The sequence below is a fragment of the Dellaglioa sp. CoH-56-MRSF-14 genome (assembly GCF_056782115.1).
On the sequence record NZ_JBXAYB010000001.1, the window covers coordinates 159,220 to 179,070 of the forward strand.

Annotated in this window: 17 protein-coding genes; 3 read left to right on the forward strand and 14 right to left on the reverse strand. The window is 34.0% G+C overall.

What is annotated here, in order from left to right:
- Nucleotides 1-782: 782 nt before the first annotated feature.
- From AC1RPX_RS00735 to AC1RPX_RS00745, 3 genes are read right to left on the reverse strand one after another with little or no spacing between them, the layout of a single operon-like run.
- Entirely contained in the window at nucleotides 783-1,211 is a 429-nt protein-coding gene (locus AC1RPX_RS00735) for a MerR family transcriptional regulator (protein WP_409021721.1), read from the reverse strand.
- Between the two features lie 18 nt (nucleotides 1,212-1,229).
- Nucleotides 1,230-1,439, reverse strand: a complete 210-nt coding sequence (locus AC1RPX_RS00740; RefSeq protein ID WP_481760966.1) for a hypothetical protein — start codon at nucleotides 1,437-1,439, stop codon at nucleotides 1,230-1,232.
- Complete coding sequence (locus AC1RPX_RS00745) at nucleotides 1,440-1,880, reverse strand: GNAT family N-acetyltransferase (protein ID WP_481760967.1); 441 nt, start codon at nucleotides 1,878-1,880, stop codon at nucleotides 1,440-1,442.
- Nucleotides 1,881-2,006: 126 nt separating this feature from the next.
- On the opposite strand from AC1RPX_RS00745, the gene AC1RPX_RS00750 reads away from it, so the two are divergent.
- Entirely contained in the window at nucleotides 2,007-2,849 is an 843-nt protein-coding gene (locus tag AC1RPX_RS00750; protein WP_481760968.1) for an alpha/beta hydrolase, read from the forward strand.
- Nucleotides 2,850-3,130: 281 nt separating this feature from the next.
- Here the strand turns inward: AC1RPX_RS00750 and AC1RPX_RS00755 are convergent, their stop codons facing one another.
- The 6 genes from AC1RPX_RS00755 to AC1RPX_RS00780 form a co-directional block, all read right to left on the reverse strand.
- The gene (locus AC1RPX_RS00755; RefSeq protein WP_481760969.1) at nucleotides 3,131-4,675 is read right to left on the reverse strand and encodes an ABC-F family ATP-binding cassette domain-containing protein; all 1,545 of its coding nucleotides are present in this window, start codon (nucleotides 4,673-4,675) and stop codon (nucleotides 3,131-3,133) included.
- Between the two features lie 21 nt (nucleotides 4,676-4,696).
- A complete protein-coding gene (gene lepA / locus AC1RPX_RS00760; RefSeq protein ID WP_481760970.1) occupies nucleotides 4,697-6,490 on the reverse strand; it encodes a translation elongation factor 4 in 1,794 nt (597 codons plus the stop codon).
- Nucleotides 6,491-6,672: 182 nt separating this feature from the next.
- The gene (locus AC1RPX_RS00765; RefSeq protein WP_481760971.1) at nucleotides 6,673-8,556 is read right to left on the reverse strand and encodes an ABC transporter ATP-binding protein; all 1,884 of its coding nucleotides are present in this window, start codon (nucleotides 8,554-8,556) and stop codon (nucleotides 6,673-6,675) included.
- A complete protein-coding gene (locus tag AC1RPX_RS00770) occupies nucleotides 8,556-10,295 on the reverse strand; it encodes an ABC transporter ATP-binding protein (protein WP_481760972.1) in 1,740 nt (579 codons plus the stop codon). The genes AC1RPX_RS00765 and AC1RPX_RS00770 overlap by 1 nt, the downstream gene beginning before the upstream one ends.
- Nucleotides 10,296-10,301: 6 nt before the next feature.
- Complete coding sequence (locus AC1RPX_RS00775) at nucleotides 10,302-10,982, reverse strand: TetR/AcrR family transcriptional regulator (RefSeq protein ID WP_481760973.1); 681 nt, start codon at nucleotides 10,980-10,982, stop codon at nucleotides 10,302-10,304.
- An 88-nt stretch (nucleotides 10,983-11,070) separates the two neighbouring features.
- Complete coding sequence (locus tag AC1RPX_RS00780; RefSeq protein WP_481761143.1) at nucleotides 11,071-13,038, reverse strand: ABC transporter ATP-binding protein/permease; 1,968 nt, start codon at nucleotides 13,036-13,038, stop codon at nucleotides 11,071-11,073.
- A 261-nt stretch (nucleotides 13,039-13,299) separates the two neighbouring features.
- Between AC1RPX_RS00780 and AC1RPX_RS00785 the strand changes: the two genes are divergently transcribed.
- Nucleotides 13,300-14,187 carry a phosphate ABC transporter substrate-binding protein PstS family protein gene (locus AC1RPX_RS00785; protein ID WP_481760974.1) on the forward strand — a complete coding sequence of 296 codons (888 nt, stop codon included), beginning with the start codon at nucleotides 13,300-13,302 and terminating at the stop codon, nucleotides 14,185-14,187.
- A 78-nt stretch (nucleotides 14,188-14,265) separates the two neighbouring features.
- Here the strand turns inward: AC1RPX_RS00785 and AC1RPX_RS00790 are convergent, their stop codons facing one another.
- The 5 genes from AC1RPX_RS00790 to AC1RPX_RS00810 form a co-directional block, all read right to left on the reverse strand.
- On the reverse strand, nucleotides 14,266-15,147 hold the full coding sequence (locus tag AC1RPX_RS00790) for an ROK family protein (protein ID WP_481760975.1): 882 nt from the start codon (nucleotides 15,145-15,147) through the stop codon (nucleotides 14,266-14,268).
- Nucleotides 15,148-15,257: 110 nt separating this feature from the next.
- Nucleotides 15,258-15,590 carry a PTS lactose/cellobiose transporter subunit IIA gene (locus AC1RPX_RS00795; protein ID WP_481762169.1) on the reverse strand — a complete coding sequence of 111 codons (333 nt, stop codon included), beginning with the start codon at nucleotides 15,588-15,590 and terminating at the stop codon, nucleotides 15,258-15,260.
- Nucleotides 15,591-15,611: 21 nt separating this feature from the next.
- A complete protein-coding gene (locus tag AC1RPX_RS00800) occupies nucleotides 15,612-15,932 on the reverse strand; it encodes a PTS sugar transporter subunit IIB (protein WP_481760977.1) in 321 nt (106 codons plus the stop codon).
- Between the two features lie 15 nt (nucleotides 15,933-15,947).
- Nucleotides 15,948-17,396: a PTS sugar transporter subunit IIC gene (locus AC1RPX_RS00805; protein ID WP_481760978.1), complete on the reverse strand. Its 1,449-nt coding sequence runs from the start codon at nucleotides 17,394-17,396 to the stop codon at nucleotides 15,948-15,950.
- The gene (locus tag AC1RPX_RS00810) at nucleotides 17,396-18,778 is read right to left on the reverse strand and encodes a glycoside hydrolase family 1 protein (RefSeq protein ID WP_481760979.1); all 1,383 of its coding nucleotides are present in this window, start codon (nucleotides 18,776-18,778) and stop codon (nucleotides 17,396-17,398) included. The genes AC1RPX_RS00805 and AC1RPX_RS00810 overlap by 1 nt, the downstream gene beginning before the upstream one ends.
- Nucleotides 18,779-19,140: 362 nt before the next feature.
- Between AC1RPX_RS00810 and AC1RPX_RS00815 the strand changes: the two genes are divergently transcribed.
- Nucleotides 19,141-19,851 (forward strand): GntR family transcriptional regulator, encoded by a 711-nt coding sequence (locus AC1RPX_RS00815; protein ID WP_481760980.1) that lies wholly within the window; start codon nucleotides 19,141-19,143, stop codon nucleotides 19,849-19,851.

The window sequence follows — 19,851 nt, forward strand, 5'->3', positions numbered from 1 at the left end:
TTGAATCCTATCTTTTTGTAGAAGGAAAGCCGAAACCCGTGTTACCGAGAGTCGATTTTACTTGATTATTAATATATTTCGCCTCTATATCTTTATACTTATTTAGTTCTGTGAAGTCGCTTTTATATGTTTTGAATCATATATTATCGAACGACGCCCTTTGAGCGATTTGTTATCCATTCGATTTCAAACGTTTCTCCAAGACCAAATACCTCTAAATCCAATTATTCGTTCTACTACAACTTAAATCATCAAAATTCGATATCTTGATTTGCTTTTTAATGCTCAAGACCGGCACCGTTTTAATACGCCTTACTTGACATCTCTCAACGTCATTAACTTGCCGTACATTGGAAACTTAAACCATCATCTTAATTGATGTGTCCTGATTTGCTTTTAAGCGCTCAAGACTAGCACCGTTTTAAAACCTTGTTCGACGTCTCACGACGTTCACACTACCAAAATTCTAAATTCATCGGAGTAAACATCATCTAACTTGATGTGTCTTGATTTGCTTTTTAATGCTCAAGACCGGCACCGTTTTAATACGCCTTGCTTGACATCTCTCAACGTCATTAACTTGTGTTACATTTTTCAACTATCTTCAGTACTAAACATTGTCCAACTAACTTCGTTTTTAAAAACCATTAAGTGAGTTTAAAAAAGTGACTTCAGTTTTATTTTGTTCAGGGATTTCGATAGCCTTCCTTGCTACAAATTAAGTATAACACAAATGTAAACGGTTGCAACCTTTTTATGATTTTATTTTATAATTCTTTTTATTAAACATCTCTGAGTTCAAAACGTGTCCCTTTTTCATCTATTACCGCAAATAAACGCTGCTTTTTGGAGTCATCAAAATAGCCCATATCAAAAACTGTTTTATTTCCTTGTTTACCAACATCTGAAACACGATCAATCAAAAAGTGTTTAAATTGTCTAAAAATATCCATTTTTCCGTTAACGTGTTCAATCGCCGCAACCAATGTGTATCCTTCATCTAACTCTTCTTTTATAAGACTGACTTTTATGACCATATCTAAACGATATTCTCGCGACTTTGCCTTCTCATCTGAAATACTTTCAATATAGCCTTTTTGTTCCCAATATCTTAACTGTCGTGTTGAAACACCTGTCATTTTACTGATTTCACTAATACCGACAATTAACTTATCTTGCTTCATAAGATTGGCTAATGGATTATTATTCACTGTAAGTACCTTCTATCTCTAGTTTTCTAAATACTTTTGAAATTTTTTATCGATTTCTGGCAGACTTTTCTGTAATGATTTTGACTGGTTTTGTGTCCCCTCAGCCATTAACTTCAAGTAAGTAAATAAAATTTGACTAGCGTCTTTATGATATTTACTACCAAGTTCACTCGCAAATGTATATCGTTCATCCGTTAGTAATTTTGAAAATAAAGTTTCTTTTGCCATCTAGGCTCCTTCGATTGTTTTTATCATTGTGTGATGTGGAATTCCTGCGTCCATAAAGCCTTCACCTTCAACCTCATATCCTAGTTTCAAATAAAAATTTTGGGCTTGATCTTGTGCACCTAAGGTTAAGTATTTAATTCCGTAGACTGTTGAAAATCCTTCAATAAACGTTAGGATATCTGTTGCTAAATGTTGTCCACGAGCCGCTTTCAATGTTGCAACTCGCTGGACATGCCACGTTTCAGAGTCTTCGCTAAGTACACGTGCTGTCACAACAGGTTCTTCATCTTTATAACCCACAAAATGAATAGCTTCTGATTCGTTTTCAATTTCCAATTCCATTGGCACATTCTGTTCTCCAACAAAAACCGTTTTTCTAATTGATAATGCATCCTTATATATTTGACTACTTATATCTCTAGTTGATTTCACTATGAACATTTGCTCATCCTCAGCTTTCTTAGTTATCTTCGCATATAGCTTACCATAACTTGCTTTAAATTTGAACGTCAAGACCCGGTAGCTTATAATGAAAGCAAATAACTTACTATGCAAAGGAAACCACTAATGAAAAAATACGGTATATTAATAACCATCTTATTGATTTTAGGATTAGGTATTGGCTTTTTACTATTGCATAACAGTATACCTAAATCGGTAGAAACAGAGAAAAGTATTTCACAAACACCAACCTTATACATTCATGGATACGGCGGTACAGCTAACTCAACTAACGACATGATTGCCTCAGCAGAAAAATCTGGTAAGGCAAAAAAAGTTCTAACAGCAACCGTCTCTTCAACTGGTGATGTCACTTATACGGGTAGATGGAAATATACTGAAAAAAATCCAATTGTTCAAGTTATATTTGCGCGTAGTGATGCTCAAATTCCTGAAGAGGGCAGATGGATTGGTAAGATAACTGATTATTTAAAAGCATCATACGATATTAAAAAAATCAATCTTGTTACACATTCAATGGGTGGCTCATCTGCAATGTACTGGGCTGAATCTGTCAGAAAAAAATCTTCTCCTATCCTAAATAAATTTGTTCCAATTGCTGGTCCAATTAATGGGGTCCTCGGAATGGACGAAAAAGCCAATAAAAATTACTTCTTGAAAAATGACGAACCTGCTATTAAAACAGCAAACTACCAAAGTTACTATAGCAAACGAAAAAATTTCCCATCAACCGCAAAAGTCTTTGTTATTTATGGCGATGTGAATGATGGCTCAAATTCTGATACATCTGTCAGCATTGCTTCTGCCCGTTCAATGAACTATCTATTAAAAGGCCAAGTAAAATCGTATGACGAGCTTAAAATTACTGGTGAAGATGCACAACATAGTAAACTTCATAGAAATTTACAGGTTGATAAAGCTGTTATCCAATTCCTTTGGGGTAAATAGAACTATACGAAATATTAATTTTGTGCTATGATTAAGTTATGCGATGAGTCGAGTAAAATCAGACAACTTCGGTTGTTCCGCTGCGGCGGCTAGTGATTAGTTCGAAAATGGGGCATTTTTTACCTACCGCATTGTAGGTATGTCTGATTGTCACTGTTTTGTGGAATTCATACAATCTATTTACTTCGGTAAGTACCATAACAGGAAAGCATCAACTTCGGTTGGTGCTTTTTTTGTGCAGATAAATAGCCTTAGAAAATTACTTTCCAAGGCTATTATCACTATTTTTGAATTCTTATTGCTTCAACATCAAACACTTTATCAATCCAAGATTCATAAAATGGTGCTTCATGACTGACCAATAAAACATTTCCAGGAAAACGTCGGACTGCCTTTTGTAGCGCGTCTTTTGTATCATCATCCAAGTGATTAGTTGGTTCATCCAAAATTAAAAAGTTACTTGGTTTCAATTCAACTAAACTCAACTTAACTTTCATTTGTTCCCCACCACTCAAAATATTAATAGGTTTCATTGTATTCGCAGCATTAATCCCTGATTTAGCCAATCGGCGACGAATCGTTTTAGGTTCCAATTCAGGGTATTCATCTTGAATAATTTGAAGAGGTGTCATTTCTTTATTATCCCAAATTAAATCTTGATCAAAATAATTAACAACAACAGAATCAGAAAATTCAGCAGTTCCACCAAACGTTGGAATTAACTTCAAAATTGACTTAATCATTGTTGATTTACCAATTCCGTTAAATCCCTTTAAGACAACTTTTTCTTGATGTGATAATGAAAAAGTTACTGGTGATAGTAATGGCGTTTTATAACCAACTGATAAATTTTTAACGGCAAGCGTTGATGCGGATCCAGTATCTAGATAAGGAAAATCAAATTTACCTTTTACAGTATCACTTGGCGGTGTCACACGCTCAATTTTATCTAATCTTTTTTGTCTAGACTTAGCCATTGTGGCACGCGTTCCAGCTTTATTCTTTCGAATATAAGCCTCATCTTTTTCAATTTGAAGGCGTTGTTTCTGGAAAGCTTTTAGTTGCGCTTCTTTTTTAGCTTCTTTTTGCTTAATAGCTGATTTAAAATTCCCACGATATTTTGTGATTTTACCGAATGCAACATCAATAATTGTATTCGTGACATTTTGTAAAAATTCAAAATCATGAGAAATAACCATGAAACAGCCTTCAAATTGATTTAAATACTCAGTTAACCAATCAATATGTTCCGTATCTAAATAATTAGTTGGTTCATCTAATAAAATAACTTCAGGATTTTCCAATAATAATTTAGCTAAGATAATCTTAGATCTCTGACCACCACTTAATTCACTAACTTGATGGTCTTTTTCAATTGCATCTAATCCTAAACCAGTTCGAACACGGTCAATTTCTGTATCGATATCATAAAAATTTTTTGCCTCAAGTTCTTCTTGATATCTACCCGCTTTTTCCAACAACTTCTCGTCCATATTTTCAGCATAATCCGTATAGGCCTGCGTTTGTTTTTCACTAATATCATATAAACGTTGAAATGCTGTCTTCAAAAACTCAATAACCGTAATGCCTTCCGCAACTTCAGCATATTGATCTAAATAGCCAATTGTCGCACTTTTTTTCCATTTGATTTCGCCTTCATCAGGTAATTCTTGTCCAGTAATAATTTTGATTAATGTACTTTTACCAGCACCATTTTGACCAATGATACCCATATGATCCTCAGTGTTTAATTCAAAATGAGCATCCTCATATAATTGCTTATCCGCAAATTGATGGGAAAGTTGGCGAACTTCTAAAACTCCCATTGTAATCCTTCTTTCTAAAGACTAGTTATCATTGTTAACTTCCAATATTGCATTAAATACTTCTTGTGGTAATTCCATTTCAGCCTTAGAGCCCAATCGTTTATTAGCGCTTTGACGGCGTAGCATATCTTGTTTGGCAGCATTCTTTTTATCACTACTTGTTGTTGCGCTCTTACGAAGAGGCGGTACATTTGCACGCGAAATAGCTTTATTTTCGATAACTGCTTGTACTGGCATTGGGAATAATTTACGTGGAATTGAATATTTCAATTGCTCAACTAATTTCTGACCAATTTCCACAGCATCTTGTCTATGCACAACAAACCCTAGTGCATCGACTGTTGCATAGTTAACTAAAACGTCCATTTTAACAACGTCTGCTGTTTGATATCCTTTAAATTGCGTTTCCATTGTTGCATAGCCATGTGATAATGATTTTAATTGATTGAAGAAATCATAGGCAATTTCAGACGTTGGTAACGCATAATTCAATTCAGTTTGACCAGAATTGTATGACATATCTTGGAAAATACCTTTACGTTTTTCAGCTAATTTCATGATATCGCCCACTTGTTCATCTGGCACGGTCATATGAACATCTAAAAATGGTTCTTCAACATGATCAATTTCAGAAAAATTAGGGAATTGGACAGGATTATCAACAACAACTTCTTTACCATTTTTCAAAATAACGTGGTACGTAACATTAGGCGTCGTTGTTAACACCCCTAATTGGTATTCTTTTTCGAGACGTTCACGAATAATACTTAAATGTAACATCCCTAAGAATCCACATCTAAATCCTAGTCCTAAAGCATCTGACTTTTCTTCTTTATAATGGAAAGATGAGTCATTTAAAGCTAATTTTTGAATAGCTGATTTTAATTCTTTATAGTTATTATCTTTAGGATAAAATCCAGCAAAAACCATTGATTCTGATTCTTTATATCCAGGAAGTGCTTCTGGTGTCGGGTTACTTTGAGAAGTTAACGTATCCCCAATTTTAACTAGTTGAGGATCTTTTAGCCCTGTAATAACATAGCCAACATCCCCGGCATGTAGACTATCAACAGCCACCATGTCAGGTTTAAAAATACCTGCTTCTACTACTTGGAAATCAGTCGTTTGTTGCATAAATCGAAGTAAATTATTAGCTTTAAATTCACCATCAAAGACACGAATATAAGCCACAATTCCTTTAAATGCATCAAAATGTGAATCAAAAACTAATGCTTTAAGTGGTGCTTCAATATCACCGATTGGTTTTGGAATACGGTCTTTAATAGCCTCTAGAACCAAATCAACACCAATCCCAGTTTTAGCTGATATTAATAACATTTCGTCTTCATCAACGTCAGCTAATTCCATCAATTGAATTTTAGTTTCTTCAACATCAGCATTAGGATGATCAATCTTATTGATTACTGGAATAATTTTTAAGTTGTTTTCTTTAGCTAAACGGTAATTTGCAACCGTCTGTGCTTGCACACCTTGAGTGGCGTCCACCAATAAAATAGCCCCATCACTAGCAGCTAAACTTTTCGAAACTTCATATGAAAAATCAACGTGTCCCGGTGTATCAATAAAATTATATTCGTAAGTTTCACCATTAGTAGCTGTATAGTAACTACGAACCGTTCGTGATTTAACTGTAATCCCGTGTTCTTGTTCAACAGCCATTGAATCTAACAATTGACTAGACATCTCACGTTCACTGACAGTTTGTGTTTCTTCCATAATTCGATCAGCTAAAGTTGATTTACCATGATCAATATGGGCAATAATTGAAAAATTTCTAATTTGTGATTGTTTCATTATGATTAAACCTCATTTTCTAAATAATCATCTACTGTTTTAGAGTCTTTTTTATTATACGCTAAATTATCAACGTCGTAAGAAGAAGATTAAAAGCCGGTAAGAATGCCCAAGTATTTTAAAAACGAAAAAATAATGAACACAAATTTAACTAAGGTCAAATTCAGCTCATTATTTTTAATTTAAATAGTACCGTTTGCAAATTGGCTATTATATAAATCAGCATAAAACCCGTTTTTAGCAATCAAAGCATCATGATTTCCAGTTTCAATAATTGAGCCATTATCCATTACAATAATATTATCCGCATCACGAATCGTTGATAGACGATGCGCCACAACGAAACTTGTTCGGCTATCTAATAAGGTATCCATCGCTTTTTGAATCAAAACTTCAGTTCGTGTATCAACTGAACTCGTTGCTTCATCTAAAATTAAAATTTCTGGGTCAGCCAAAAATGCACGAGCAATCGTTAACAATTGACGTTGTCCTTGTGAAATATTTGAAGCGTCTTCATTCAGAACAGTTTGATAACCATCTGGTAATTGACGAACAAATGTATCAACATGAGCGGCTTTTGCTGCAGCATAAACCTCTTCATCCGTTGCATTTTCACGACCATATTGAATATTTTCCATAATAGTACCTGTAAATAACCAAGTATCTTGAAGCACCATCGAGATTGACTTACGTAAATCTTCTCGTTTCAAATTCTTAGTATCGACACCATTTAGTCGGATTGATCCCGCTGAGACATCATAAAAGCGTTCAATTAAGTTAATAATCGTTGTCTTTCCAGCACCTGTAGGTCCAACAATTGCTACCTTTTGTCCTTCGTTAACATCCAAATTATAATCTGTCATCAAAAGCTTCTTATCTGAGTAACCAAATTGAACATGATCAAAGGAAATTTTATTACCATTATCAGCAATTGGTAAGTCATCGTTACTTTCATCTTTCAATTCTTCTTCATCTAAGATTTCAAAAATTCGTTCTGCAGAAGCTACAGTTGCTTGAATCGTATTAGATAAGTTGGCAATTTGAGTGATTGGTTGTGAGAATTGGTTCACATATTGTAAAAAGGCTTGGACGTTACCTAAAGTAATTGTTCCTTGTGAAACCTTAATTCCACCAACAATTGCCACAAAGACATAGCCAATATTTTTAATAAAGTTCATTGCTGGCATAATTAATCCAGAAATAAATTGTGCTTTCCATGAACTTTTATAATAATCATTATTCTGTTTTTCAAAAATATCAATATTTTTTTCTTCTTTATTAAAAGTCTTAACAACCGTATGACCCGCATACGTTTCTTCCACTTGATTGTTCAAAAGTCCTAAACTCTTTTGTTGTCCAGCAAAGAACTTTTGCGAACGAGGCGCAATTAATGAGACAACAACCAAACTCAAAGGAACAATAATCAAAGCAATTAACGTTAATTGCCAACTAATTGAAAACATCATATAGAGAACACTGACAAAGGTCACAACACTTGTTACTAACTGTGTAAAACTTTGTTGTAACGTTCCAGAAATGTTATCCACATCATTTACAGCACGAGACATAATATCACCATTTGGATGTGTATCGTAGTAAGAAACAGGCACGCGTTCCATTTTAGCCTTAATATCTTTACGAAGTGCGTACACCGTTTTTTGAGAAATATTAGTCATGATTAATTGCTGCACAAAACTGAAAAGTGCAGACGCAATATACATAATACCAACTGTAAGTAAGATATTCTTAATTGCATCAAAATTAATTGGCAACGAGGTTACTTTCTGCCCCTGTTTCATTTGAGTGAATCCTTTAGTTACCCCAGAGAAAATCTCGGTTGTTGCGCGTCCTAAAATTTTAGGAGAAACCGCCTGGAAAATTACAGATATAATGGCTAGCACTAATACTATCCCTATTGAAATTAACCATGGTGACATGTATTTCGCTAAACGCCCAATTGTTTTCCAAAAGTTCTTAGGCTTTTCAACTGGTCGTCCAATATTGCCATGTCCACCTCGACCGCCCCGCATAGGTTGCGTTGCTTGTTTTGACTTATTATCTGCCATTACTCTGCATCCCCCTCTCTGATTTGTGACTGCATAATTTCTTGATAGGTTTCATTCGTGGCTTTCAATTCTTCATGAGTCCCTTTACCAACGATTTTTCCACCATCGATAACTAAGATTAAATCGGCACTTGTCACACTAGAAATCCGTTGTGCCACAATTACGACAACACTATCTTTGATGCTTTCATCCGTTTTAAGTGAGCCACGTAATTTAGCATCTGTTTTAAAATCAAGCGCTGAGAATGAATCATCAAACAAGTAAACAGAAGCTTTTTTAACTAATGCTCTTGCAATTGCAAGTCGTTGCTTTTGGCCACCAGAGAAGTTATCTCCACCTTGTTCAACTATGCCGTCTAAGCCATCCGCTGATTCTTCAACAAACGATTTAGCTTGTGCTATTTCTAGCGCATGCCACAACTCATCATCTGTTGCCGTTTCATTTCCAAACTGTAGATTACTTCGGATTGTTCCTCTAAAAAGAACTGTCTTTTGTTGAACAAGAGAAATTTGGTCGTGTAAGCTTACTTGGGTTAACTCATAAATTGATTTACCATCAATTTTAATATCGCCCGACTCAACATCAAACAATCGTGGAATTAAATTAATTAACGTTGACTTACCAGATCCAGTACCACCAATAATCGCAATCGTTTGACCCGCCTTTGCTTCAAAGTTAATATCTGTTAGGGCTTCTTTTTCAGCACCCGTATACCGGAAATTAACTTTATCAAATGACAATTGACTTGCTCCTACTTTACTACGATCAACTGTAATTGCATCAGGTTGGTCTTTTATCGAATTCTTCGTATCTAAAACTTCGTTGATACGTGCTGCAGCAGCTTGCGCACGAGGTAACATGACAAATACCATCGATAACATCATAAAACTTGATAAAATTTGCATTGCATACGTCATAAACGCAACTAGATTACCCACTTGCATCGACATATCTCCAATTAAATGACCACCATACCAGATAATTGCGATATTGGTTGCACTAAGAACTAAAGTCATCATGGGGAACATTAGCGCCGTAATTGAAAATACTTTACGGGCATTATCTGTATATTCTTTATTCACACGATCAAAACGATTTTGTTCATATTTATCTTGGTTAAATGCGCGAATAACACGAACACCTGTTAAACCTTCACGAAAGACAAGATTAATATGATCAATTCTTTTTTGTAACGTTTTGAACAGCGGCACTGCAAAATACATAACTGAAGCAATTAATATAATTAAAATTGGAACAGCTACTAAAAAAATCACGGTTAATTCTTTTTGTTTGTTATAAGCTAAAATACTAGCACCAATCAACATAATAGGCGCTTGGATCATCATTCTTAACATCATAACGGTAACGTTTTGAATTTGTAGAACATCAGTTGATGTTCTTGTAATTAAACTTGAATTTCCAATTTGATCAAATTCATGACTTGAAAAATTAAGTACTTTTTTGTAAATATGACTTCTTAATCTAAGTCCTAATTTTTGCGCTAAGCGTGAAGCGATAAAGACATTACCAACTGCCGCAACAATACCAATAGCTGCTACGCCTAACATGACATAACCCACCTGCCAGATATACGCAACATCGCCTTGTGAGACACCTTTATTAATCATGTCTGATGTTAATGTTGGTAAATATAAATCGCAGATAACTTGGACAATCATAAATATAAATGCACCAAACATTGCCCAAACGCTAACGCGATTTTTCATTACTTTTATCATTTATTTTTATTCCTTCCTTTTTGAAACACCAATAGCTACCCAGTTAGCCATTGTTTCATATTCTTTTTGTAACTCTTCAACAGGTATTTCAATACCTTCTCTTTGTTTTGAAAAATAATCATTAATAGTTTTCATAAATGGACTCATTAAAGAAAACATAAGTAAACTAATTTCTTCATCTGAGGAAATGGTTAGTAAAGACCGATCAATTTCACTCATAATATCAAAATCTGCTTTTAAATTTTGATGAAATGGTCCACCAAAATGTGGCTGTTTCCCACTATGATGCGGGTGGTGAGGATGATGTGGCTGCATCCGACTACTCATTTTAAAGTCCATTCGGACAAAGGCGTTTTTAAAAAATGCAGCATCTTCTCCGGACACTGTATTCGCAATCGTTTCTGAAAAAAAGGTCTTCATAGTCGTCACGACATCACCTTGATTTCGTTTTAATAATTCACCAAATCTTTTAGTTTGATTCTGTCGAATAGTATCAAAATAATAAAAGTATAAATCTTCTTTATTTTCGAAATATTGGTAAAAACTCCCTCGCGGAATATCTGCAATTTTTATGATATTACTAATTGATGCTTCAAACAGGGGTACTCTTGAGAACTCTTCTTTAGCAGCATCCAATATCCGTTGTTGCTTATCTTCATCTAAATTAAAATACGTTTTTTTAGGCATATTTTCTCCTTTATACAAAAAATGACAAGCTGTCATGTGACAACTTGTCATGTTACTAGTCTTTATTTAAAAATGCAACTTTATTTACTTATTCTTTTCTTAAAGATTCAACTGGATCAAGTTTTGATGCTCTGTTTGCTGGTAAGAAACTAGCAACCATACTAATCAAGACACTGATTAAAATACCAGAGAATACATAACTAGCTGTAACTTTAACAATCGTAACATCGAATGTTGCAACTGAGAATGCATTTAACCCAAAGGCTAAAATATACGTTACGCCAACACCAATTAAGCCAGATGCTAATCCAATTAGGAACGCTTCGGAAACAAATATACGGCGAATATCCTTACGACGTGCTCCTAAAGCTTTCATAACACCGATTTCTTTTGTTCTTTCAACAACAGATATATTTAGAACCACTAATATCATAATTGCAGAAACGAGCAATGATATCGCAGCTACGGCCGTTAAAACGTCTGTCAAAATATCTAACATTTGAGTAAACATTTCTGACATTTTTTCTTGAATTGAACCTGTGTAACCCAATGATTTAACTTTAGCTTTTATACCTGCCGTATTAGCCTTATCGTTTGTATGAAGATAAACAACATTTGGTTTAATTGTTTCATTATTATCTTCAACTAATTGTTGTAAGTCAGCGTAATTCAAGTAAACTAAACTGCTTGAACTGCTACTTCCAGATGCTTCATAAATTCCGGCAACTTTGAACGTTTTCTTAATCGTTTTTTCGTTATAAACAATCGCAATTTTAACTTGTTTACCAACAATGTTCTTGCCTAATGAATCTGCAGTTGTTTTATCTAATAAAATGCCATCCTTACCTGGTTTAGTACCCTTGGTAATGTTTGATTTTGTAATACCTGAGTTCATTGTACCCAACTGCATCAAACTAGCTTTTTTATCCTTATATGAAACTGTATTTGTACCTAGTGAAATTGCTGTATAACCCTTTTGTAGCTCATTCACATGTTTAATATTTGTTAACTTATTAATATCTTTTTTAGAAAATGATCCTGTCTGACCAGTAATTGCAGCCATTTGACTTTGTTGTTCTTTAGCTTGCGCTGCTTGGGCTTGAGAACCAGCAGCTGGTGTTGCTGTTTTAGAACTACTACTTGAAGAACTTGTTTTTGCCTTCATATGAACTTCAGTCACATTGGGATTCACGTAGCTAGTCATCGTATCCTTTATATAACTTGTTACCCCTTTTCCAAGCGATAACATTAAAACAACAGACATAATCCCAATACTTGAGCCAATAGCAACAAGTAAATTACGAGAAAATTTAGCTTTCATATTAAGTGCAGCTAATCGAATTGCAGACCATAGACTTAAATTCTTAGGCGTTTCGCCTTTAAATTCATCTTCATTAGTATGCAACTCTAATTGTTCTTGTTCGGAATCAGAAATAATTGCACCATTATCAATTCGTACAACACGACTTGAATATGCCGCAACGCGATCTGAATGAGTAACCATTAAAACTAATTTACCACGCTTTGCGATATCTTTGATAATTTCTAAGACAGCATCAGTTGTCTCTGAATCCAAAGCACCTGTTGGTTCATCAGCAATAATGACATCAGGATCATTCATTAAGGCACGTGCAATAGCAACACGTTGTTTTTGCCCACCAGATATTTGATCTGGCTTCTTTGTCATATGATCTTGTAACCCAACGTCTGTTAATAATTTTTTAGCACGTTTGACACGTACTGATTTATCAACATTTGAAAGCGTCATTGCCATAGCAACGTTATCAATCAAACTTAAATGAGGAATTAAATTAAAATTTTGAAAAATGAATCCAATACTCTTCTTATGAAAGTTAACAAGTTCTTTTTCAGAAAAATCACCAATATTTTCACCATTATACGTAATTTCGCCATCAAAATTTGAATCCAATCCACCTATTAAGTTCATTAATGTTGATTTACCACTTCCGGATTCACCAACTATTGAAACTAATTCTCCTTTGTCAAAAGAAGCATTAATGTCTTTTAAAGCCTTGAATGTCGTACCACCAGCCATATTATACGTTTTTGAAACGTTTTTTATTTCTAGAATCAATTTGTCTCCCCCTATTTCCGTTTTTATGACAGACTGTCATAATGAGCTGGTTTTTATTATAGATAATCACACTCACAAAAGCAAAGTATTTCGCTCCACCTTTACCCATTCTTTACAATTTCAGGTGTAAATCATTACACGATTCATACAGAACCATAACATTTAACTGATATTATGAAGTTGTTCTTAAATACGAATACAAAATAAAAGGGGAAGTTAATTATGAGAAAGAAAACAGCAATTATTTCGATAGCAGCAATGGGTCTTTTATTGTTGGCAGGATGTGGTAAATCATCATCTTCTTCAGATGATTCATCAAAAATTACAGGTAAAATTACTATTGTTGGATCAACTGCTTTACAACCTTTAGTTGAACAAGCAGCTGAAACCTATCAAGCAGATAATTCAGGTTTAACAATTGGCGTGCAAGGTGGTGGCTCAGGTACTGGTTTAAGCCAAGTTTCTACAGGTGCTGTTACCGTTGGTAATTCTGACATTTTTGCAGAACAAAAAGACGGCGTAGATGCTAAAAAGATTGTTGATCACAAAGTTGCCGTTGTTGGTATTGCACCTGTTGTCAACAAAGATACAAAAGTAACTAACCTCTCAAAAGCACAACTTGCTAACATTTTCTTAGGTAAGACAACAAACTGGAAAGAACTTGGCGGAGCAGACCAAGCGATTGTTGTCATTAATCGTGCTTCTGGTTCGGGTACACGTACCGTATTTGATAGTAGTATCCTTCCAAATAAAACAGCTAAACAAACACAAGAACAAGATTCAAACGGTACAGTTCAAAAAATGGTATCTTCAACACCAGGTGCCATCAGCTACTTAGCATTCTCGTACTTAAAAGATAACATCCAAGCATTATCTATTGATAACGTTAAACCAACATCAAAAAATGTTGAAACAAACAATTGGAAAATTTGGTCATACGAACATATGTATACTAAAGGTTCTCCTAACTACGCAACAGCTAAATTTATTGGTTATATTCAATCAGACAAAATTCAAAACGGCTTAATCAAGAAATTAGGTTATATCTCAATTTCAGATATGAAAGTTGAAAAAGACGCTAAGGGTACTATTGAAGAAATTAATAAATAGCTGTAAAAAATAGAACATTCAATACAAAAAGCTCATAATTATTAGATCTAAATCTAATAATTATGAGCTTTTTTATATTTAAATAGTGTTAAAGGTTATGAAATTTGTTTTATATTGGTATATTGCGCCAATCATATTAGCATCTCCATAAAAATAACATGTTTTTAAATTATACTTAAGGCCATCCGCACGTTTGGCAATGATTAATTGATTAATATATTTATTTAGTGTTTTAATCAAACCAGGTCTTTCAGATATAGCGCCTCCAATTAAAACAAGGTCAGGATCATACGATACAAGTAGATTAAACACTCCTACGGCTAAATGTTTATAAAAATCATCTACAATTTGGCATGCCTTATCATCACCAGAGTCAGATAAATCAAATAATTGTTTTCCGTTAATTTCACGATTATTTTCTGAAGAATACTGTTTGGCAAGATTTACTGGACTAACCAACTCACTGAAAGTACGATCATCATTTACATCTAAAATCATGTACCCAAATTCGCCACCAAATAGATTACTTCCGGCCTTTAATTTTTTATTCATTATTACAGAACCACCAACTCCAGATCCAATGATAATAGAAACAAAATCATCTACATCTTTAGCGTTTCCAATCCAATTCTCAGCTAATGCTGCACAATTAGCATCGTTTTGTATAGAAACTGGTACGCCTAAATATTGTTCCAACTCATCCCTAATCGGAAAATTGTGTATATAAGGGATGGCGCTAATCCCATGAATAATTCCATTTACCGTATCAACTGATCCTGGAGAACTAATGGCTATACCTTCAGCGTTCTGACAACTATTATATAAATTTTTAATTAAAGTTTTCATATCTTTCCACGTCTCAGGGGTCTCCCTCTTACCACGTGAAATGAACTGATTTTCTTTCCATTCTCCATACTTTACGGTTGTCCCACCAATATCAATTGCTAATATAGTTCCCATTGTTCTCCTTTTCAGTCATTCGACTAATATTTTTAGTATCTGATAATTATAATTTTTAATAAACGTATTAAATTAAAGAAGTTCTCATAGCACGTCTATAATGCGTCATTTTATACGGCGTTTTTTTTAATTGATTTATACATAGTTATAATTTCTTTAGCTAAATCAATATAACAGATACTCGTCATTAGCCAATCTTGCGAATGTATCAAATACAAATTAAGTTTCGTTTTTTCACCATTGGCCTCTTTTGTTAACAAAGTAGTTTGGATATTGTGCACCTTAGTTAACGCCTCTTGTGCTTGGTTCATAAAATCATCAGATTTAGAAAAATCAGACTGCTCAGCCATGCGGATTGCTTGAGCGGCAAATCCCTTCGCATTCCCCGATTCCATAATAATTCCCATTATTACAGTCATATCTTTATCATTCATATTTTTCATCCCCATTTCACTAAATTTATTTTATTCCGCAATTAAATTTACTGCTGTTTGTAATACTTTTTCACCGTTCATCATCCCATAATCTAGCATATCAATGACGTCCATAGGAATTCCAGCAGCATCAGTTTTACTTTTAATTTCTTCCTTCATATAACTGACCTGTGGCCCTAATAACAATACATCCGGATGAACACTTTCAATTTGATGGTCTACATCTGATGTTGATGTTGCAAATATTTCATAATCTTTTTTCTGCTTAGAAGCTGCCGCCTGCATTTTTGATACTAGTAGAGATGTAGACATACCAGCTGAACAAGCTAACATAATAATTTTTTTCTCCATGATTTTTTATTCCTTTCACTCTGCTTTATTATTTAATTCTTGCTCTTGTTCTTGATTACATAAATATTGATCATATTTTTTAGCGAATGGATAGTATCCGACAGCTGATATTACTAACGTTACCGCTTGCCATAAGGCCATCTTCCAACCTCCAATTAAAAATCCTGAAATAACTGCTGGCGTTGTCCAAGGTGCCGCAACACCATTTAAAGGTGGTACAATTCCGAAATAAATTACCCCATAAGTAGAGATTGCTACAATAACTGGTACCATGAAAAATGGTATAGCTAAAAATGGATTCATAACTAAAGGTAATCCGAAAAGAAAAGGCTCATTAATATTAAAAATAGCTGGAATAAGCTCAATTTTACCGATTGTTTTAAGCTGAACAGATTTAGCTGCAACTAGTGTGAAAATAACTAGTCCGATGGTTATTCCAGATCCCGTCAAGTTAATAAAATTATTATAAAATTCATTAGTAACAATATGTGCCCCGTTACCTAACGATAATTTACCAGCTTGATATAAAGCAGCGTTTCCAGAAGTATTAGGAATTAAGAAGGCTCCTGCAATTCCACCGACAATCAGTCCTCCGTGAACACCAAAGAACCAAAAGAATGATACTAAGAAGGCAATCAATATAGCCCCAATTAATGAATCTGATAGTCCTTGCATAGGTGCTGCTAACATCTTATAAATGAGATTTAACATATCTGTATTTAACACTGTCTTAATTAAAGCAAAGATTAACATAGTAACAGTTAATATAACACCAGATGGAATCATGGCAGTAAATTGATTAGCAACACTAGTTGGCACTTGTTCTGGGAGTGTTATTTTCCAACCAGCTTTAATCATTTTTGTATATGCCCAACCTACCAAAATACCTACAATAATTGCAGCCACCATTCCTTGACCGCTCAACCAACTAATGTTAATTACACCATTAACTGGCGACTGCATGAATGATTGAAGCGAATGAGGTAATTTGTCTATATTTTCTGTTATTGCAGAACCACTTAGGACCTCTTTACCAGCACTGTTAACAATACCTGCTCCATTTTTACCCATTACTCCGGCTAAAGGTGCGGCCACTTGGAGCATCTGTAACATCAAGAAAGATGATAATGCTGTCAATGCAGCGGGTAATGCCTCATATCCCTCATTACGAACATATACGTACGCGATACCAACTACCGCCCAGATAGATAAAATACCAAATGTTGTTGTATATGCTTGTGTGAAAAATGCTGACCAACCTGAATCTTTAAGCGCATCTGCAACACTTGGCACCGGGAAATTGGACAAAATTAAAAATATGGATCCTATAATAATAAAAGGTAATGCGTATACCATTCCATCTTGCAGAGCCCTTATAGGTTTTGTATTCACAAATTTCATAATTATAGGTAATAACTTATTCGTAATGAACGTGTTTGCTTTATTTTCAGTTTTATTTTCCATTATATTTTTTCTCCATTCTCTTCTAAGATATCCTTAAACCAATAATATGATTTTTTTGGAACTCTCTTCATATCTTTCAAATCATGATTTGTTCTATCAACAAAAACTGCACCATATCTTTTCTCCATGTCACCATGTGAACTAGGAATATCAATTAATCCCCAACCCAGATAGCCCACAACTTGAGCACCATCAATAAACATTGCATCCTTCATAGCCTTAATATGACTTTTATGATATTCAATTCGAGCATCATCTTGGATTATATTTGTGCTGTCCCTGTGCTCCTTGATGCCAATTCCATTTTCAATTGGAAATACAGGTAATCTATAACGATTATGCAAATCTGTAATTACATTTCGGAATCCTAAGGGATCAATATTCCATGACCACTCACTACTAGATAAATAAGTATTTTCTTCTACACTATAATTCATATATCTATTTGGTGCCTCGTCACTTGGAATTTTATCAGCATCCATGACCATTGTGCGATAGTAACTAAAGGAAATGAAATCAGATTTAATTTTATTTAAATATTGCTTATCTCTATCTTTAAAATCCATTTGAATATTATTCACTTCTATATATTTAAGTACTTCAGGAGAATATGATTGTCCGACAAATAACGAATTTAGATTTTCATAAATAAATTCATTTTGTTTTCTTACTGCAAAAGAATCTTTTGGATTAGTCGTTGCTGGATAAACTGGTGTATATGCCAACATACCTCCAATCTTAAGTTCTTTATATTGTTCATGAATATATTGTGCAATTTGTGCGTGAGCTATCATCGTATGATGGAATATGGTATACATATCGTCAATTGTTTTTTCCGTCTTGGTATATCCAGAAATATGAAATGTTTCATCAGTGAAGTATAGATTATGTTCATTAAATGTAATCCAATATTTAACTCTGTCTGAAAAATGATCAATAACGACTTTCCCAAACCTAACAAAAGCATCAACAGTTTTACGAGATAGAAATCCACTTTGCTTTTGGGCCAACGCTAACGGCATGTCAAAGTGATAGAGACAAACCATTGGCTCAATACCACGCTTAATCATCCCATCAATTAATCGGTCATAATACTCAAAACCTTTCTCGTTGATAGTTCCATCACCATCAGGTACTATTCGAGTCCACGATATCTGAATGCGATACATATTCATATTCATATCTGCAATTAAATCCAAATCTTCTTCATATCTGTTAAACTCATCAATCGCATCGTGCCAATCGGATACACCTTTATCTGAGTCACGGATATCATAAACTGATAGCCCTTTACCATCTGCCTGCCATGCTCCTTCTGTCTGCATACTTGATACAGAATTACCCCAATAAAAACCTTTAGGCATCTTATTTTCATTTATCATATATCAATCAACCCTTCTTCTAATAAATTATTTTTTAACTAAGAAATCGCTTTCATTTACTATTATATATCTTTTGTATAATAAAACAATACTTTTGTTATACAAAAGATATATGTTTTATTAAACTCTGGCTATCACTTATATAGAAAAGAGGGTAGTTGAGTGTTATAATTCGGTATTAACCGATTAATTAGTCATACTAAATATCGGTACAATATTCTCTAATTCTAAAATAGTTACATCATACCTATTTTTTTTGAGATCTAATTTTTAATAAGCAGAGTAATATACTTTTTAAAATCGCACCTAAAGTTTAAATAATACTAAATTTGACATTAAAATCTATGGGGGAACAGGGATTTATGAAAAAATATGAGTTAGTTAAAAATATAATTCGGGAACGAATACTTTCTAATATATATCCAAAAGGTAGCATTTTACCTGATCAAAAAGTATTATCTGCTAGCTTCGATGTCAGTTCAATAACCTTAAAGAAGGCGTTAGATGACTTAGCACGAGAAGGATTTATATTAAAAAAATCTGGTTTTGGAACAGTTGTTATAGGTCCCTCGACTCTTATCAATAGCGTTGATGCACCGGCAGATAATTTTGATGGATTAAGTAAACAAGAAGGACGGGACAGAATAACAAGTCACGTCATTAAGTTTGAAGTTGTATTCCCTCAAAAAGAGGTTCAAACTCATTTAAATATTAGTGCAGAAGAGCCAACATACCATATTATTAGACTCCGACTTTTAGATGGAAATCCTTTCATCTTGGAAGATACGTACATGCCTGTTAAATTAGTTCCAGGTTTATCAAAATCCGTACTGGAAACTTCCATATATAGTTATATTAAAAATACGTTAGGGTTAAATATGTCAGGTATGTCTAGAAAAATACAAGCCAGACAAGCCACTGAATTAGATATCAATTATTTAAACGTTGTTGAACAAACGCCAATATTAGAAGTAGAACAAATTGTTTGGCTTGTGAATGGTCACGCCATCGAGTACTCAAAATCAAGAAATGAATTTAATAAACGCTCTTATTTTGTTTTTGAATCAAATTAA

Coding starts and splice junctions, on each gene's coding strand:
- AC1RPX_RS00745 (WP_481760967.1), bottom strand. CDS start 1,880: ATGTTCATAGTGAAATCAACTAGAGATATAAGTAGTCAAATATATAAG.
- AC1RPX_RS00795 (WP_481762169.1), bottom strand. CDS start 15,590: ATGAAAAATATGAATGATAAAGATATGACTGTAATAATGGGAATTATT.
- AC1RPX_RS00815 (WP_481760980.1), top strand. CDS start 19,141: ATGAAAAAATATGAGTTAGTTAAAAATATAATTCGGGAACGAATACTT.
- AC1RPX_RS00775 (WP_481760973.1), bottom strand. CDS start 10,982: ATGCCTAAAAAAACGTATTTTAATTTAGATGAAGATAAGCAACAACGG.
- AC1RPX_RS00790 (WP_481760975.1), bottom strand. CDS start 15,147: ATGGGAACTATATTAGCAATTGATATTGGTGGGACAACCGTAAAGTAT.
- AC1RPX_RS00810 (WP_481760979.1), bottom strand. CDS start 18,778: ATGATAAATGAAAATAAGATGCCTAAAGGTTTTTATTGGGGTAATTCT.
- AC1RPX_RS00785 (WP_481760974.1), top strand. CDS start 13,300: ATGAGAAAGAAAACAGCAATTATTTCGATAGCAGCAATGGGTCTTTTA.
- lepA (WP_481760970.1), bottom strand. CDS start 6,490: ATGAAACAATCACAAATTAGAAATTTTTCAATTATTGCCCATATTGAT.
- AC1RPX_RS00755 (WP_481760969.1), bottom strand. CDS start 4,675: ATGGGAGTTTTAGAAGTTCGCCAACTTTCCCATCAATTTGCGGATAAG.
- AC1RPX_RS00765 (WP_481760971.1), bottom strand. CDS start 8,556: ATGGCAGATAATAAGTCAAAACAAGCAACGCAACCTATGCGGGGCGGT.
- AC1RPX_RS00770 (WP_481760972.1), bottom strand. CDS start 10,295: ATGATAAAAGTAATGAAAAATCGCGTTAGCGTTTGGGCAATGTTTGGT.
- AC1RPX_RS00780 (WP_481761143.1), bottom strand. CDS start 13,038: ATGGCTGGTGGTACGACATTCAAGGCTTTAAAAGACATTAATGCTTCT.
- AC1RPX_RS00800 (WP_481760977.1), bottom strand. CDS start 15,932: ATGGAGAAAAAAATTATTATGTTAGCTTGTTCAGCTGGTATGTCTACA.
- AC1RPX_RS00740 (WP_481760966.1), bottom strand. CDS start 1,439: ATGGCAAAAGAAACTTTATTTTCAAAATTACTAACGGATGAACGATAT.
- AC1RPX_RS00750 (WP_481760968.1), top strand. CDS start 2,007: ATGAAAAAATACGGTATATTAATAACCATCTTATTGATTTTAGGATTA.
- AC1RPX_RS00805 (WP_481760978.1), bottom strand. CDS start 17,396: ATGGAAAATAAAACTGAAAATAAAGCAAACACGTTCATTACGAATAAG.